This is a genomic window from Streptomyces sp. McG3, from assembly GCF_018619185.1.
GTDB lineage: Bacteria > Actinomycetota > Actinomycetes > Streptomycetales > Streptomycetaceae > Streptomyces.
On the sequence record NZ_JAAXYC010000171.1, the window covers coordinates 1 to 16,372 of the forward strand.

Annotated in this window: 17 protein-coding genes; 12 read left to right on the plus strand and 5 right to left on the minus strand. The window is 73.6% G+C overall.

Features of this window, described 5'->3' with window-relative positions:
• The coding region (locus tag HET64_RS24530; protein WP_215108983.1) for a rhodanese-like domain-containing protein at window positions 1-547 on the plus strand (547 nt) is incomplete at its 5' end.
• Between the two features lie 59 nt (window positions 548-606).
• Here HET64_RS24530 and HET64_RS24535 read toward each other — a convergent pair.
• Entirely contained in the window at window positions 607-1,902 is a 1,296-nt protein-coding gene (locus tag HET64_RS24535) for an alpha/beta fold hydrolase (protein ID WP_215108985.1), read from the minus strand.
• 152 nt (window positions 1,903-2,054) lie between these two features.
• Between HET64_RS24535 and HET64_RS24540 the strand changes: the two genes are divergently transcribed.
• Together HET64_RS24540 and HET64_RS24545 are read left to right on the plus strand one after the other, a co-directional pair.
• Window positions 2,055-3,218: an ABC transporter ATP-binding protein gene (locus HET64_RS24540; protein ID WP_215108987.1), complete on the plus strand. Its 1,164-nt coding sequence runs from the start codon at window positions 2,055-2,057 to the stop codon at window positions 3,216-3,218.
• 150 nt (window positions 3,219-3,368) lie between these two features.
• Window positions 3,369-4,193 carry an aldo/keto reductase gene (locus HET64_RS24545; RefSeq protein WP_215108989.1) on the plus strand — a complete coding sequence of 275 codons (825 nt, stop codon included), beginning with the start codon at window positions 3,369-3,371 and terminating at the stop codon, window positions 4,191-4,193.
• 13 nt (window positions 4,194-4,206) lie between these two features.
• On the opposite strand, the gene HET64_RS24550 is transcribed toward HET64_RS24545, so the two are convergent.
• Entirely contained in the window at window positions 4,207-4,506 is a 300-nt protein-coding gene (locus HET64_RS24550; RefSeq protein ID WP_215108991.1) for a DUF2087 domain-containing protein, read from the minus strand.
• A gap of 297 nt (window positions 4,507-4,803) precedes the next feature.
• On the opposite strand from HET64_RS24550, the gene HET64_RS24555 reads away from it, so the two are divergent.
• Window positions 4,804-5,709, plus strand: a complete 906-nt coding sequence (locus tag HET64_RS24555; RefSeq protein WP_215108994.1) for a nitroreductase/quinone reductase family protein — start codon at window positions 4,804-4,806, stop codon at window positions 5,707-5,709.
• A 16-nt stretch (window positions 5,710-5,725) separates the two neighbouring features.
• Here the strand turns inward: HET64_RS24555 and HET64_RS24560 are convergent, their stop codons facing one another.
• The 3 genes from HET64_RS24560 to HET64_RS24570 are packed head-to-tail and all read right to left on the minus strand — an operon-like array spanning window position 5,726 to window position 8,047.
• Window positions 5,726-6,676, minus strand: a complete 951-nt coding sequence (locus tag HET64_RS24560; RefSeq protein ID WP_215108996.1) for an ABC transporter substrate-binding protein — start codon at window positions 6,674-6,676, stop codon at window positions 5,726-5,728.
• Entirely contained in the window at window positions 6,673-7,344 is a 672-nt protein-coding gene (locus HET64_RS24565; RefSeq protein ID WP_215108998.1) for an ABC transporter permease, read from the minus strand. The genes HET64_RS24560 and HET64_RS24565 overlap by 4 nt, the downstream gene beginning before the upstream one ends.
• Window positions 7,345-7,369: 25 nt before the next feature.
• Window positions 7,370-8,047, minus strand: coding sequence for an ABC transporter permease (locus HET64_RS24570; RefSeq protein ID WP_215109000.1), 678 nt, complete (start codon window positions 8,045-8,047; stop codon window positions 7,370-7,372).
• 153 nt (window positions 8,048-8,200) lie between these two features.
• On the opposite strand from HET64_RS24570, the gene HET64_RS24575 reads away from it, so the two are divergent.
• From HET64_RS24575 to HET64_RS24610, 8 genes are all read left to right on the plus strand, one after another.
• Window positions 8,201-8,893: a hypothetical protein gene (locus HET64_RS24575; protein WP_215109002.1), complete on the plus strand. Its 693-nt coding sequence runs from the start codon at window positions 8,201-8,203 to the stop codon at window positions 8,891-8,893.
• Window positions 8,890-9,570 (plus strand): DUF4166 domain-containing protein, encoded by a 681-nt coding sequence (locus HET64_RS24580; RefSeq protein WP_215109004.1) that lies wholly within the window; start codon window positions 8,890-8,892, stop codon window positions 9,568-9,570. The genes HET64_RS24575 and HET64_RS24580 overlap by 4 nt, the downstream gene beginning before the upstream one ends.
• On the plus strand, window positions 9,567-10,214 hold the full coding sequence (locus HET64_RS24585) for a TetR/AcrR family transcriptional regulator (RefSeq protein ID WP_215109006.1): 648 nt from the start codon (window positions 9,567-9,569) through the stop codon (window positions 10,212-10,214). Before HET64_RS24580 ends, HET64_RS24585 begins: the two co-directional genes overlap by 4 nt.
• A gap of 224 nt (window positions 10,215-10,438) precedes the next feature.
• Window positions 10,439-11,497, plus strand: a complete 1,059-nt coding sequence (locus HET64_RS24590) for a tetratricopeptide repeat protein (RefSeq protein ID WP_215109008.1) — start codon at window positions 10,439-10,441, stop codon at window positions 11,495-11,497.
• Window positions 11,494-12,543, plus strand: a complete 1,050-nt coding sequence (locus HET64_RS24595) for a polyprenyl synthetase family protein (RefSeq protein ID WP_215109010.1) — start codon at window positions 11,494-11,496, stop codon at window positions 12,541-12,543. The genes HET64_RS24590 and HET64_RS24595 overlap by 4 nt, the downstream gene beginning before the upstream one ends.
• A gap of 123 nt (window positions 12,544-12,666) precedes the next feature.
• Entirely contained in the window at window positions 12,667-13,257 is a 591-nt protein-coding gene (locus HET64_RS24600) for a cysteine hydrolase family protein (RefSeq protein ID WP_215109013.1), read from the plus strand.
• 419 nt (window positions 13,258-13,676) lie between these two features.
• Window positions 13,677-14,840 (plus strand): glycosyltransferase, encoded by a 1,164-nt coding sequence (locus tag HET64_RS24605; RefSeq protein WP_215109014.1) that lies wholly within the window; start codon window positions 13,677-13,679, stop codon window positions 14,838-14,840.
• A complete protein-coding gene (locus tag HET64_RS24610; RefSeq protein WP_215109016.1) occupies window positions 14,837-16,315 on the plus strand; it encodes a sugar transferase in 1,479 nt (492 codons plus the stop codon). Before HET64_RS24605 ends, HET64_RS24610 begins: the two co-directional genes overlap by 4 nt.
• The last annotated feature ends 57 nt before the right edge of the window (window positions 16,316-16,372 follow it).

Sequence of the window (16,372 nt, forward strand, 5' to 3'; positions counted from 1 at the left end):
CGCCCAGGCCGCAGCCCGTCTGGAGGAGTTCACCGTCATCGACGTGCGGGCTCCGGGCGAGTACGCCGCCGGACACGTTCCCGGCGCCCTGAACATCCCGCTCGACAAGCTGCCGGACGCGCTGCCCGCGCTCAAGTCCGCCTCCGCTCGCGGTTCGCTGCTGGTGGTCTGCGCTTCCGGGGTCCGGTCGACGCGGGCCTGCGAGATCCTCGCGGGAGCGGACATCGAGGCCGTGACCCTGACCGGCGGCACGTCGGCCTGGGAGGGTGACGGCCGCGGCCTGGACCGGCCCGAGGGCGCGCGCACCACCTGGCCCATGGAGCGTCAGGTGCGGCTCGCGGCCGGCTCGCTGGTGGTGGCGGGGCTGGTGGCCGGCATCCGCTTCCCGGCGGCGCGCTGGCTGTCCGCGGGCGTCGGCACGGGCCTGGTGTACTCGGCGGTCAGCAACACGTGCGGGATGGCCGCGGTGCTCTCCAAGCTGCCGCACAACCGGGCCCCGCGCGCCGCCGGCGACCTGGACGCCACGCTGGAGGATCTCCAGCGCTGATCCGACGGGGCCGGCCGGTCCGCGCCCGGCCCCGGGCCGGGCGCGCGGGGCGCGGTCGGTCAGGCCTCGTCGCGGACCAGCGCCAGCAGGCGGTCCAGCACGCGGGGCCCGCCCGCGCGCACGCCGTCGTGCTCGTACTCGTCCGTCACCCAGGTCCGCAGCCCCCGGATCGCCGCCGCCGTGCGCAGCGCGTCCGCGGTGTCGACGTACATGTCGTCGTGGTAGACGGCCGCGGCGACCGGGACCTCGTTGGCGGCGAGCCGCTCGGGGTCGTACAGCACGGGCCAGTCGGTGCGCTGCGCGAGGAGTTCGGCGGTCTCGCGCAGCGGGCGCAGGGCCGGGTCGACGTCGAAGTGCCAGGGGTGAATGGTCTCGCCGGTGAAGAGGACCGGGCCGTCGCCCGCCAGCGCCGTCGCCGCGTCGAACCGCGGGAACTCGGCCCGGACCCGCTCGGCGGCCCAGGCGGTGGGGCGCTCGCCCTGCCCGTAGATGGCCTCGTGGAGCAGGGCGTACAGCGGGTGCCCGGCAAAGGAGGCGGCCGTGCGCATGGCTTCCTGGAAGGCGTCGGAGAGTTCGGTGGCGCCCGGGGTGCGGACGAACGCGTTCTCCAGCAGGTAGTGGAGCTGGTGGCTGCCGCTGCCCGAGCCGAGCATGATGCCGAGCGACTGGAAGCCCTCGGGCGTCAGCCGGTGTCCGGCGCTCTCGGGCCGGTGCTCGGCGAGGTACGCGGCGATCGCGCGGGCGCGCTCGACGTCCTGGGGGTAGCGGGCGTAGTGGGCGGCGACCTTGCGTTCGACACGGGGGTACGCGGCCCGGTAGACGTCGTCCGCGTGCGCGTCCAGCGAGGGCAGTCCGCCGGTGATCAGGACCGCCGCGAGGCCCTCGGGGGCCGAGGAGAGATAGCGGACGGCGCAGAAACCGCCGAAGGACTGGCCGAGGACCGTCCAGGGCGCTCCGCCGGTGAGCCGCGGCCGGATCAGCTCGCAGTCGCGGACGATGGAGTCGGAGCGGAAGTGGGCGAGGTACTCGGCCTGTTCACGCGGGCCGCCGCGCAGCGGAAGGGTCTGCCGGTTGGCCGGGGTGGACAGTCCGGTGCCGCGCTGGTCCAGGAGGAGTACCCGGAACTCGCGCAGGGCACGGCCGAGCCAGGCCTCCGTGCCGACGAACCGGCGCGCGCCGAAGCCGGGGCCGCCCTCCAGGTAGACCAGCCAGGGCAGCTCCTCGCCGGCCCGGGAGGTGGCGACCGCTTCCCGGCCGTAGACCTCGATCTGCTCGCCGCCGGGGTCGCTGTGGTCCAGGGGCACGGTGAAGCGGCGGTCGGTGAGGACGACGCCGGGCTGCCGGTAACTGATCACGGGAACTCCTGAAGCCGGGGGTGCGGACTGATCCGGGCGAAAGGGCCAGTTCAGCACATGGCCGCACCGGTCCGGCGAAGGGGTCGTCGGGCGATGCCCCGGACGGTCCCGGCCCGTGTGCGGTGCGGCCGGGGCGCTCTTAGCGTTCAGACATGATCCGGTTCGAGCAGGTCGGCAAGGTCTATCCGGACGGGACGACGGCGGTCGACGGGCTGTCCTTCGAGGTGGCGGAGGGCGAGCTGGTGACCCTGGTGGGACCGTCCGGCTGCGGCAAGACGACCACGATGATGATGGTGAACCGGCTGATCGAGCCGACCTCGGGCCGGATCCTCGTGGACGGCGAGGACATCGCCGGGATCGACCCGGTGAAGCTGCGCCGGCGGATCGGCTACGTGATCCAGCAGGTGGGCCTCTTCCCGCACCGGACCGTCCTGGACAACACCGCGACCGTTCCGGCGCTGGTCGGCTGGAAGCGCGCACGGGCCCGGGAGCGGGCGGCGGAGCTGCTGGACCTGGTGGGCCTGGACCCGAGGACGTACGGCTCGCGCTATCCGGCGCAGCTCTCCGGCGGGCAGCGCCAGCGGGTGGGCGTGGCGCGGGCGCTCGCGGCGGATCCGCCGGTGCTGCTGATGGACGAGCCGTTCGGCGCGGTGGACCCGGTGGTGCGGGAGCGTTTGCAGAACGAGTTCCTGGCGCTCCAGCAGCGGCTGCGCAAGACGGTGCTCCTGGTGACCCACGACATCGAGGAGGCGGTGCGGATGGGCGACCGGATCGCGGTGTACGGGGAGGGACGCATCGAGCAGTTCGACACCCCGGCCGCCGTGCTCGGCACCCCGGCGACCCCGTACGTGGCCCGGTTCGTGGGCTCCGACCGGGGGCTGAAGCGGCTGTCGGTCACCGCGATCGAGCCGGAGGACCTGGAGGAGCCGCCGGTGGCCCGGCTGGAGGAGCACGCCGGGATCGCGGCTGCCCGGCTGGCGGCTGCGGGGGCCCGCTGGGCGGTGGTCCTGAACGGCGCGGGCGAGCTGCACGGCTGGGTGTCGGCGGACGCGCTGCGGTCGGCCGGGGCGGAGGGGACGGTGGGCTCCCTCGCCCGCCGGATGGACGCGTGGGTGCCGGTGGGCGCCCCGTTGAAGCAGGCGTTCAGCGAGATGCTCCAGCGCGACGCGGGGTGGGTGGCGGTGCTGGACGGGGCCCGGTTCCTCGGCGTGCTGACCCCCGCCAAGCTGCACGAGGCGCTGCGCCGGTCGGTGGACGCCGACGCGCAGGGGGTCGGCCGTGAGGAGGTGGAGTTCGATTCCGTGGCGGACGCCTAGGGCGGGGGTGACCCGGCGCACCTTGCCCGCGTTTGCACATAACCCGCGTGCGCAATTATTGTGGACGCCAGTAAACGTCGTACGCCAGAGATTCCGGCGGACGACGCGTACGCGGCACACCGCTGCACCGCTCTACTGGAAGGCCTTCATATGTCCACCGTCCCCACCGTCACGCTCAACAACGGCGTGACCGTCCCCCAGCTCGGCTTCGGCGTCTTCCAGGTGCCCGACGACGAGACCACCGCCGCCGTCTCCGCCGCGCTGGAGGCCGGCTACCGGTCCATCGACACCGCGGCGGTCTACGGCAACGAGGTCGGCGTGGGCCGGGCGCTGGCCGCCTCCGGGATCCCCCGCGAGGAGCTCTTCGTCACCACCAAGCTGTGGAACGCCGACCAGGGCTACGACGCGACGCTCGCGGCCTTCGACGCGAGCCTGGCCAAGCTCGGCCTCGACCACGTCGACCTCTACCTGATCCACTGGCCGACCCCCGCGCACGACCTGTACCCGGAGAGCTGGCGCGCCCTGGAGAAGCTGGCCGCCGACGGCCGGATCCGCGCGGCCGGGGTCTCCAACTTCCAGCCCGCCCACCTGAGCCGGCTGCTGGAGACGGGCACGCTCGTCCCGGCCGTCAACCAGATCGAGCTGCACCCGGGTCTTCAGCAGGCCGAGCTGCGCGCCTTCCACGCCGAGCACGGCATCGCCACCGAGGCCTGGAGCCCGCTGGCCCAGGGCGCCCTGCTCAATGAGGCCGCACTGGTCTCCATCGCCGAGCGGCACGGCAAGTCCTCGGCTCAGGTGGTCCTGCGCTGGCACCTCCAGCTCGGCAACGTGGTGATCCCGAAGTCGGTCACGCCCGAGCGGATCCGGCAGAACATCGACGTCTTCGACTTCGAGCTGTCGGCCGAGGACATGGACGCGATCGCCGCCCTGGACCGGGGCATGCGCACCGGTCCCGACCCCGACACCCTCAACTGACCCGGTTCAGCGGTCAGCGTCCGCGGCGGTAGCTGCTGCCGTCCCGGGCCCGGACCAGCAGCCCCGCCACGACGAGGTAGCGGCGCAGCGCGGAGCAGTCCTCGTGGACGGTGCGGAGCGCCTCGTTCACCTCGCGCTCACTGTACGAGCGCTCCCGCTCGAACAGCGTGTCGGCGAGGTGCACGAGCAACTGCTCCCGCCGGGCCTCCTTGCGCGGGATCGCGATCAGGCGGCCGTGTGAGAAGAGCGCGTCGACCCGGTGGGCGCGAGGGGTCTGCGACGGCGGAGTAAGGGTCTCTTGTTCAGCGGGCATGACCGGAAGCGTCGCAGCCGTCCGGACGACGGGCAACGCCTTTTCCGGCGCTGCCCGTCCCCGCGTTGACAGACCCGCACCGCCCGGGTTGTGATGTGCACGTGCAGCGTGACGTCGGCCAAAGAGATCTGGGCCGGCCGGCGGTCAAGCCAGCACCTTCTTCGCAGGGATGACGCCGTGAGTCCACCCATCGCCCCCTGCCCCTGAGCACTTCGAGCCTCCGAACGCTTCGCCGCGGGCACTCCGCGACGCCGGGCCTTCGCCGCCCGCTTTCCTTCCGGGAGACCCAGAACCTCCATGCCCCATGCCTTCCAGCACTCCGTCATCACCGAGTTCCGCGCCAACGCGGGGAAGGTCGGCGGTCCCTTCGAGGGCGCCGACCTCCTTCTGCTCACCACCACGGGAGCCCGCTCCGGCAAGCCCCACACCACACCACTCGGATACGTCCGCGACGGCCGGCGGCTGCTCGTCGTCGGCTCCAACCTCGGCGCACCGCTCCACCCCGACTGGTACCGCAATCTCCTCGCCCGTCCCACCGTGCGGGTCGAGTTGGGGGACGAGGAGTTCGACTCCCTCGCCGTACCGGCCGAAGGGGCGCGGCGCGACGAACTCTTCGCCCGGGTCGTCGCCGAAGCGCCCGGGTACGCGGACTACCAGGACGCGACGGACCGGCTGCTGCCGGTCGTGGTCCTGGAACGGCCCGAGCCCGAGGCGACGGCCCCCGTGATCGCCTCGCTCGCCGACAAGCTGGTGGAGGTGCACACCTGGCTGCGCGGCCAACTGCGCCACGTGCACGACGAGACGGAGGCGCACTTCGCCGCGCGGGCCGCCCACGGGGACGGGGGCGCGGCGCCCGCGCCCGGTCTCGGGCTCCAGATCCGGCAGCGCTGTCTGGCGTTCTGCCAGGCCCTGGAGTTCCACCACACGGCCGAGGACGGGCACATGTTCCCGACGATGGAGGGCTACCACCCCCAGCTGGGACACGTCTTCGACCGGCTGCGGGAGGAGCACCGGAGCATCGCGGCCGTCCAGTCGGCGCTCGCGGCCCTGCTGGCCGACGTCGCCATCGCGGATCCGGACCGCTTCCGCACCGAACTGGCCCGGATGACCCAGGAGCTGACCGCCCACCTCGACTACGAGGAGGAGCACGTCCTTCCCCTGCTGGCCGGTGTGCCCTGGCCCCCGGCACCGCCCGCCTCCTGAGCTGTCGGGCTGCCTCTCAGCCCTCCGGGAGGAGCCTCTTCGACTCCAGGTAGGTGCGCGCGACGTCCTCGGGCAGCCTGCGCCAGCTGTCGACCCGCTCGTTCATCGAGGCCAGGTCGGCGGTGGTCAGCACGGTGTTGAGCCGGTCGAGGGCGTCGCGCACCCCGGTGCTCCCGGCGCGTGCGCGGTTGACGACGGGGACCACGTAGTCGGCGTTCTGAAGCTTCTTGTCGTCCTCCAGCAGGACGAGTCCGAACTGGTCCAGCGTGGCGTCGGTCGTGGTGGTCAGGACCATCTGGTCCTGACCGCTCTGCACCGCCTGCTTGGCCTGGGTGGTGCCGACACCCTTCGGGTCGACGGCGACGACGTCGATGCCGTACGTCCTGCGCAGACCGGGGGCGCAGTAGGGCCGCTGGGCGCATTCGTCGCCCGCCGCCAGCCGTACGGGCAGCTTCGCGGCGCCCACGTCGCTGAGGGTCTTCAGTCCGTGTTCCTTCGCGTACGCGGCGGTGACGGCGAAGGCGTTCTGGTCGACGGCCCGGCCGGGGTCGAGCACGGTGAGTCCGCGCGGGACGGCGAGCGAACGCAGCTCCTTCATGGTGGTGGCGAGGTCGGGCGATCCGACCGGGGGCGCGTCGGCCCCGTTGGCCTTGGCGTTCAGCCAGTCGGCGAAGGTCGCCGCGTACTCCGCCACCACGTCGATCTGGCCGTTCTCCAGGGCTGGTTCGTAGATCTCGCGGTTGGTCACGGAGATGATGTCGGCGGAGTACCCGGCGTGCTCCAGGAGCAGCGCGTACAGCTGGGCCAGCAGATCGCTCTCGGTGAAGCCGGCCGATCCGACGGTGAGGTGCTCGCTGTCGCCGGGCGGTGCGGTGACCTCGCCCTGGTTCTCCAGCGCCGGGCCGGCGGTACAGGCCGTGGCGGCGAGGAGGGCCAGCGCGGCCAGGGCCCGGCGGGCGCGGCTCACGCGGCCTCCCGGTCGCGCCGGGGGGCGAGACGCTGCCCCGCCTCGAAGAGGCTCTCGACGAGGAGGGCGAAGACGGCCACCAGGATCGCCCCGGCCACCACCTGCGGGGTGGAGGCGAGGTTGAAGCCCGCGGTGATGATCCGGCCCAGTCCCCCGCCGCCGGCGAGCGCCGCGATGGTGGCGGTGGCCACCAGTTGGACGGCGGCGATCCGCACGCCGGTGAGGATCAGCGGGAGGGCGAGCGGCAGCTCCACACCCAGCAGCAGCTGGCTGCCGGTCATGCCCATGCCCCGGGCGGCCCGGACGACGTCCCGGTCGACCTCGCGCATTCCGACGTAGGCGTTGGTGAGGAGCGGCGGCACGGCGAAGAGCACGAGGGCGATGACCGTCGACCACTGCCCGTGCGTCCCGATGGGGGTGAGCAGCAGCAGGACCAGTACGGCGAAGGTGGGCACGGCCCGGCCGATGTTGGAGAGGTTGACGGCGAGCGCGCCGCCCTTGCCGAGGTGGCCCAGGACGAGGGCGACGGGGAGGGCGATCAGACAGCTGATGAGCAGACAGACGACGGTGAGGTAGAGGTGTTCGCCGAGCCGGTTCCCCATGCCGTCGGGGCCGGACCAGTGGGCGGCGGTGGTGAGCCAGGACCAGGTGTCGGAGAGGGTGTTCACCCCTGCACCCCCTTGCTGGGTGTGTTCACGCCCGCCTCCGGGTCCAGGGGGTCAGCAGCCGTCCCGCTCCCAGGAGCAGCAGGTCGGCGGCGACGGCGATGACGACGCACAGGACGGAGGCGGTGAGCACCTGGGCCTTGAAGTAGGTGTTCATGCCGGAGTAGATGAGGTTGCCGAGTCCCCCGTGGCCGACGATCGCCCCGATGGTGACCAGGGAGACGGCGGAGACGGTGGCGATGCGCAGCCCGGCCATCGCGGCGGGCAGGGCGAGCGGGAGCTCCACGGCGATCAGCAGGCGCAGCGGCCCGTAGCCCATGCCGCGTGCGGCCTGCCGGGTCTCCTCGGGGACGGCCCGGAGCCCGGCCAGGATGTTGCGGACGAGCAGCGTCAGGGAGTAGAGGACGAGGCCCGCGATCACCAGCGCGGCGGAGAGTCCGTACAGCGGCAGCAGCAGCGAGAACATCGCGAGCGAGGGGATCGTGTACAGGATCGTCGTCAGCCCCAGCACCGGGCCGGCCGCCCAGCGCCACCGGCGGGCGGCCACCGCCAGGGGGACGGCGAGGAGGAGCGCGATGGCCACCGACGCGGCCGTGAGCTGGAGGTGCTGCAGCACCGCGTCCATCAGGATCTCGCGGCGGCTGGAGAGGTAGGCCCCGCAGATCCACTCGTTACGGGCGAGGCAGTCGTCCGGGGGCGCCGTCACCCGTCCATTCGAGCGCGGCAGCGGTTGCGTCGCGCGCCGGGGGCCGCCGTTCGAGGGGTTTGAGCGACTGCTCAACTCCTTCTGGTAGCGTCCTGGCGAACGGAGAGGGTTGAGCAGTCGCTCAAACCCCTCGTGGCCGACCCGGGGGCGCACATGGGCCTGTACATAGAGGCGTTGATCCGCGCGGATCCGGAACGCCTGTGGCGGCGGACGCAGGAGCCCGCCCAGCATCAGCGGTGGGATCTGCGCTTCACCGAGATCAGCCACCTGCCCGGTCCGGCCGGTTCCGCCCAGCGCTTCCGGTACGCGACCCGGGTGCTGCCCTTCCTCACCGTCGCGGGGACCGGGACGAGCGCGGGCGAGCGGCAGCGGGCGGACGGCGAGCGGGTCTCGGCGCTGCGCTTCGCCTCCTCGGAGTGGCTTTCGCCGTTGGCCGAGGGCAGCGGGTACTGGCGTTACGTTCCCACCGCCGACGGCATCCGCTTTCTGACCGGCTACGACTACCGGACCCGCTGGGGCCGCTTCGGCGCGGTCGCCGACCGGTTGGTGTTCCGGCCCCTGATGGGCTGGGCGACCGCCTGGTCCTTCGACCGGCTGCGGCTGTGGTGCGAGCGGGACATCAGCCCGGCCCGGTCGCTGGCGTACGCGCTGGCGGAGGTCCTGGTACGGGTCCTCGCCGTGGCGGCCGCCCTCCCCTTCGGCCCGGCGGCCGTGCTGCCGGCCGCGCTGGCCGCGCTGCTGGTACCGCCGTCTCCCCGCACGCCCGCCGCCCGGCGCTGCCTGCGCAGACCGCCCGGCCGTCCCGCCGTCGCCCCGTCCCTCCTCGCCCGCCTGGAGCGCCCGTGACCTCGATCTTCGCCCGGGCGATGGGAGCCGACTTCGAGCGGCTCCATCCCCAGCTGCGACGGCGCTTCTCGGTCGGTCTGGAGAGCGGGGAGGCGTGCGTCGGGCGCGGTTCCATGGACCGGATCTGGCACGGCCGGGCGTTCGTGAAGCCGTTCCTCGCGCTCGGCGCGACCCGCAACATCCTGGTGCCGAGGACCGGCCGCGACGTCCCGTTCACCATCGAGAACGTGCCGTACACCGACGCCCACGGCCGGGAGACCGTGACCTTCGTCCGGACGTTCGCCCTGCCGGGCGGGGAGCGCCGCTTCGACGCCACGATGGTGCACAGCCCCGAGCGGTCCTGCGTGCTGGACTACCTCGGCACCCACCAGCACCTGGCCACCGACCTGCGGCTCACCGCGGAGCCCGACGGTTCGCTGCTCATCCGCTCCGGGGAGCACCGCTTCCGCGAGGGGCCTGTCGACGTGCGGGTCCCCCGGCTGATCGGCGGCGACGCCGAGGTCCGCGAGTCCTTCGACGACGCCACGGGCCGCTTCCGCATCCGGGTCGCGGTGACCAACCGCCACTTCGGCCCCCTGTTCGGGTACGAGGGAACGTTCCGTGCCCGCTATGTCGACGCCCTGCGCCACGGCGTGCGGGCGGGCCTGCGCCCGGTCCGCGAAGAGGCGCGGGCGTGACGGGGAGCGCGGCGGGGGCGGACACCCGGACGAAGCTCCTTCAGGGCGCGCTGCGCACCCTCGCCGAACAGGGGATCGCCAAGACGTCGGCCCGCTCGGTGGCGGCCTCGGCCGGGGTCAACCAGGCGCTGGTGTTCTATCACTTCGGCTCGGTCGACGAGCTGCTGGCGGCGGCCTGCCGGTACGGGGCGGAGCAGCGGGTGGCCCGTCACCGCGACCGGCTCGCCACTGTCACGACCCTCGCCGAGCTGCTGAAGTGCGGGCGCGAGCTGCACGAGGAGGAGCGGGCGGGCGGCCATGTCGCCTTTCTCGCCCAGGTGCTCGCGGGAGCGCAGACCCAGCCCCGGCTGGCGCCCGCGACGGCCGCCGGGCTCGACCTGTGGACCGCCGAGATCGAGAAGGTCCTCACCCGGATCCTGGCGGACTCGCCGCTGGGCGAGTTCACCGACCCGGTGGGCCTGGCACGCGCCGTGACCGGGTCGTTCGTGGGCCTGGAGCTGTACGAGGGAGTCGACCCCGCGGGGGCCGGGAGCGCCTTCGCCGCGCTGGAGCAGCTCACCGAGCTGGCCGGGGTGCTGGACGAGCTCGGCCCGGTGGCCCGGCGGGCGGTACGCCACCGGCTGCGGCGCACGGGGAGGACGTGAGGAGGCGGCCCGTGGCGCGAATGCGGAACGACCTGGGCTTCCCGAGCAACCCTCCGCGCCCGGCCGCCGTCTTGATCCACGACAGGACGGTGCGCCGCGTGTGACGTGCGGTGCCCAACCCCCACAAGATCCGGGCCTGCACGACCGCCGGACTATACCCCCCGCGTATACATGGAGGGTATAGTCCGCGCGGCGCGGGGCCCGGCACTGCGCGGAAGGCCCCCATGCAGACCAAGGCACTGGCGCCCGAGTACCAGGGAGCGCTCACCAAGATGTCGGTGAACGCCTCCCTCACCGACGTACTGGCCGAGGGAGTTCGCCACCTGAAGCAGGCCGAGCTCTCCGGATCACAGGAGGAGGTGGCGCGTTCGGGCCTGGCCGTGGCCGAGGCGCACCGCAGGCTCGGGCAGGTCGCCGAGGCCGACCGGGCCTGGAAGGCCAGCTACCGGGCCGCGCGCACGGCCGGGAACACCGGGGCGATGGCGTGGGCGCTGTGGAGCGGCGGCACGCTGGCGCGCCAACGCGGTTCGCTGCGCCTCGCGTTCCGGCTGCTCGGCCTCGCCGCGGAGCTGGGCAAGCGGGGCGGGGACGTGGTCGCCCGGGGCTATTCGCTGGCCGGTCTCGCCGAGACCGGACGGATCCAGGGCGACTACGCGACCGTCGCGACGCTGCACGAACAACTGCTGACCGAGGCCCGTGCCCGGGGTGAGGCCCGGCACACCGTCTGGGCGCTGGAGGGCATCGCGCAGATCCACCGCAACACCGGCTCGCTGGACACCGCGTTGGAGATGTTCGAGGAGGCGGCCGTCCTGGCGGGGAACGCGGACGACCGGCGCGGCCGGGCCTGGGCCCTGCGCGGCATCGCCGACATCGTCTCCCTCCGGGACGGGGCGACCGGGCGCGCACTCGATCTGCTCTCCGAGGCCGAGGTCACCTGCCGCGAGATGAACCTCTCCAGCGCCCTCGCCTACAACCACAAGATGCGGGCCAACGTGCTCTTCCGCGCCGGGCGGTACGAAGAGGCGCGGGGGGTCTACGAGCAGGCGCTCGGCGAGTTCCGCGCGATGGACGAGCCGCGGGGCGAGGCGCTCGCCTCGCTCGGCCTGGTCAAGGCGCGGGCCAGGCTGGGCCGGGACCGCGACGCCACCGCCGCCGAGCTGGACGAACTGCGCGGCAGGCTGAGCCGGATCGGGCTGCTCAACGCCCAGGAGATGGTCGAGAAGGCCTACGCCGAACTCGGCGTGGAACCGGCCTCCGCGGACGAGCGGGACGGCCGCCGATGACGCTCTCCACGACCAGCCGGGCGAGCGCTCCGCAGATACTGGACCGCTGCCGCGAACTGGTGCGCCCGGCCCTGGTCGAGTCGGTGGGGCGGCTGCACCCCTGGCACGCGGAGACGGCCGCCTTCTCGCTGGGCTGGAGCGGCACCGGCGGCGAGCCGTCGCCCGGATCCCAGGGCAAGGGGGTCCGCCAGGCGCTCGCGGTGCTCGGCGCGGAGGCCGCGGGCGGCAGCGGGGCGGACGCGGTGCTCGGCGCGGTGGCCGTCGAGCTGATCCACACCTTCTCCCTGATCCACGACGACATCATGGACGGGGACGAGACCCGTCGTCGCCGGCCGACGCTGTGGAAGGCGTACGGCACCGGCCCGGCGGTCCTCGCGGGGGACGCGCTGTTCGCGCTGGCCGTCTCCACGCTGGCGGAGGCCCCGGGCCCCGGCGGCGCGGCGGCGGTCCGGCAACTGGCGCGCGCGCTGGGCGATCTGGTGAACGGCCAGGCGCAGGACCTGCTCTTCGAGTCCCGGCCGTGGACCGGGCCCGGGGCCGTCCTGCCGCACGAGTACCGGTCGATGGCCACCCACAAGACGGGCTCCCTGCTGGGGTGCGCCGCCGCCCTGGGCGCGGTGCTGGCCGGCGCCCCGGCGAGCACCGTCGAGGCGCTGGACCTGGCGGGGCGGCATGTGGGGGTGGCGTTCCAGGCGGTGGACGACCTGCTCGGGATCTGGGGCGATCCGCAGGTGACCGGCAAGCCGGTGCACAGCGATCTGCGGCGGCTCAAGAAGACGTACCCGGTGCTCGCGGCCCTGTCCGCCGACCACCCGGCGGCCCGGCGTCTCGACGCGCTGCTCACCTCGGCCGGGCCGCTCGACGACCTGGCGGCGCGCCGTGCGGCCGAGCTGATCGACGAGGCCGGCGGGCGGCGGGCCGCGGTCGCCGAGGCGCACGAGCACCTGGCCGCGGCCCGCGTCTGTCTGGACCGGGTTCCGCTGGCGGAGGGTGCGCGCGGGGATCTGCTCACGCTGATCCCGTACCTCGTGGACCGCACCGGCTGACCCGTGGCCGCCTGCCGGAAATCGGCGGGCGGCCACGGCCCCGCGTACGGCACGATGGGCTCCGGGCGGGCCTTCGCGCACGCACCGGCCGCGACGACGTGACGACGTGAGGACTCCCCCGGCATGACCGCTCTTCCCGCTCCCGTCACGGCGTTGCTCGTCGTCGACGTCCAGTCGGCGTTCGTCGCGGGGGACACCGCCGTGCCCGACGCGCCCCGGCTGCTGGACCGGGTGACGGATCTGATCGGGCGGGCCAGGGAGGCCGGGGCGCTCGTCGTCCATCTGCAGAACGACGGCCCCGCCGGAGAGCCCGACGAGCCGGGGACGCCCGGGTGGGAGCTGCACCTGCCCGTGCGCACCGGGCCGGCCGAGACGGTGATCCGCAAGAGCGAGGACGACGGTTTCGAGGAGACGTCGCTGGAGGCGGAGCTGAGAGCGGCGGGCGTCCGGGCGCTCGCCGTGTGCGGGGTGATGTCGGAGATGTGCGTACTCGCCACCGCCCGCCGGGCCCTGGAGCTCGGCTACCGGGTCGTCCTGCCCCATGACGCCCACGCCACGTACGACATTCCGGCCGCGCCGGACATCAGTGACGTGGTGCCGGCGGCGATGGCGTCACGGGTCGCGGAATGGGCTCTGGGCGACGAGGTGGACATCGTGGCGCGCGCCGGACACGTCTCTTTCGCCACTCCGTCCGCCACCACGAGAAGGCACTAGCCCCCGATAGATGGTGCCGCCATCCGGTGCGGCGATCGGCGCAGTACGCCATGCCGGAAAAAGGCTGACGATATAAACGGCGGGATACGTACGGAATACCTCCGCCATTCCGTACGGGGACTCTCGGCAAGCCCTTCACCGGCTGCCAGTAACAGGCCCGCGGTCATGCGCCGATCTGCTGCGCGACCACCCGAACGGCCCTCATTCCCGCGTCATCCCCCTGTGGTCGTATGAGCGAGTCACGCGCACGATTTCGCCACAACTCTGCCAAAGTGCATTTCGGCTTAGACCCGCCGGCAATGGGGGGTGGAAGAAGGAGCGGGGCTGGGTGCGTGCACCCGGCCCGGCGACGCCGCCACCCCCCATCGCCGGCGGGTCTTACTCACCGGATTGAGCGAAGAGAGCCGTGCGTGCTGCACATGCGTCGTACTGAAGAAAGCCCATTGACGGTCCTTCATCTGGTTCAGCCCGTGGACGGCGGAGTGGCCCGGGTCGTCACCGATCTCGTCAGGGCCCAGGCCGGGTCCGGGCTGCGCCCCGTGGTGGCCTGCCCGCCCGGGAGCCCGCTGGCCCTCGGGGCGGCGGCCGCGGGCGCCGAGGTCCACGGCTGGTCCGTCACCCGTGCCCCCGGGCCCCGGCTGGCCGGTGAGGTGGCCGCCGCGCGGCGGATCGTCCGCGTGAGCCGCCCGGACGTGGTGCACGCCCACAGCGCCAAGGCGGGACTGGCCGGCCGGATCGCGGTACGCGGCCGGATCCCCACCGTGTTCCAGCCGCACGCCTGGTCGTTCGAGGCGGTCGGCGGGCGCACCGCGGAACTCGCGCTCGGCTGGGAGCGGTTCGGCGCGCGCTGGGCCGATCACATCCTGTGCGTCAGCGAGTCCGAACGCCGCACCGGACAGGAGGCGGGCATCGCCGCCCGCTGGTCGGTCATCCACAACGGCATCGACCTCGACCGTTTCCGTCCCTGCGGAGGCGGGGACCGTGCGGAGGCCCGCGCCTCGCTGCCCTTACTGGAGGGCGCGGGCGCGGACACCCCGCTGGTCGTCTGCGTCGGCCGGCTGACCCGGCAGAAGGGGCAGGACGTGCTGCTGCGGGCCTGGCACCGGATGCCGGTGGACGGGGCCCGTCTGGTGCTGGTGGGGGACGGGCCCGACCGGGACGGACTGGAGGCGTCGGCCCCGCCGGGCGTGCTGTTCACCGGGGCCTGCGAGGACGTGCGGCCGTGGATCCACGCGGCGGACGTCCTCGTGCTGCCCTCCCGCTGGGAGGGCATGGCGCTGGCCCCGCTGGAGGCCATGGCCTGCGGGCGCCCCGTCGTGATGACCGACGTGAACGGGGCTCGGGAGAGCCTGCCGCCCGGCCACGAGGACCACTGTCTGGTGCCTCCGGAGGATCCGGAGGCACTGGCCGCGGCGCTGACCGCACTGCTCGCCGACCCGGCGCTGCGCGATGCGCTGGCCCACCGGGCCCTGCGCCACACCCGGACGGCCTTCGACGTCCGACGGACCGCGGGGGCGGTCGCCGGTCTCTACCAGGAACTGGTCGGCATGTCCGGCCCCACGAGGAAGCGCACCGAGCGATGACGATGGAGAGCACACCGGTTCCCGGCGCTGGTCAGGCAACAGCCGTACAGGCTCACACGGTTCATCCACCGCGAAGAGGCGGCGGCACCCGGACGCAGCCCGGCGAGCGCAGGACCGTCCGGTACGGCCGTCTCGCGCCGCTCCTGTGCGCGGACGCCCTGGCCCCGGCCGTGACGTTCGCCCTGGTCGTCCCGGTCCCGTGGCCCTGGATGCTGGTGGCCGTCCAGGCGGTGGCGCAGGTGCTGCTCCTCGCTCGACGTCGCCTGTACGCGATGCGGCTGTCCCCCTCGGTCCTCTCCGAACTCCCCGCCCTCCTCGGCCTCACCCTCCTCCAGTGGTACGTGACCATGGAGGTGCTGGCCGTCTGGGCGCCGCAGCAGGCGATCGGCTGGGCGGTGCTCGCGTACGGGGCCGCCACGCAGACCGTGCTGACCTGCGCTGGACGCGCGGCCGTGTACGGGGTACTGCGGCGGGCCGCCGTCCGCCGCCCGCTGTCCACGCTGGTCGTGGGCCAGGGACCGCCGGCCCGTCAGGTGACGGCCGCCCTGTACGACCACCCCGCCTACGGACTGCGGCCGGTCGGTCTGGTCGCGCCCCCGGTGTCCGGGGACGAGAAGCAGCCGACGGGTTCCGACTCCGTGCCGCTGCCGGTCCTGGCCTCGCCCCAGGAGGTGGGGCGGGCCGTCGTCCAGAACAGCGTGCGGCACGCGGTGTTCACGGCCCCGCCCGAGTCCACCCCGGACGGTGCCGCTCTCTTCACTCTGCTCACCGGTCACGGCTGCCGGGTGTGGCTGGTCACCGGTCCCGGCGCCGTCGCGGGGCCCCCTGCGGAAGGCCGCCCCGATCATCTGTGGGGCTTCACCGTCCAGCCGCTGCACGACGGGACGAACCGTCCTCTCGGCCACGGGGCGAAGCGGGCGGTGGACGCCGCCCTGGCCGCGGTCGGGCTGCTGCTGGCGGCCCCGGTGATGGCGGCCTGCGCCCTGGCCGTGCGGCTCTCCGACGGGCCGGGCGTGATCTTCCGTCAGGAACGCGTCGGCCGGCACGGACGCCCCTTCGTGCTGCTGAAGTTCCGTACGCTGCGGCCCGCCGACGTCCAGGAGTCGGCCACCCGCTGGAACGTCGCGTCCGACGGGCGGATGAGCCGGGTCGGCCGCGTGCTGCGCCGGACCTCCCTCGACGAGTTGCCGCAGCTGTGGAACGTCCTGCGGGGCGATATGAGCATGGTCGGCCCGCGCCCCGAACGCCCTTTCTTCGTAGCACAGTTCAGCCGCGCCCATCCCGGGTATCAGGCCCGCCACCGGATGCCCGTGGGCATCACGGGTCTCGCCCAGGTGAACGGGTTGCGCGGTGACACCTCCATCGAGGAGCGGGCCCGCTTCGACAACCGCTACATCGAGACCTGGTCGCTGTGGCAGGACGCGTGCGTGCTCGCGCGGACCGCGGGTTCCGTGTTCCGGCTCGGAGGCAGCTGATCATGGCCGCTGTGCTGACCCCGCCCGCGCCGTCGACGGCGCGGGCGGGGTCAGCAC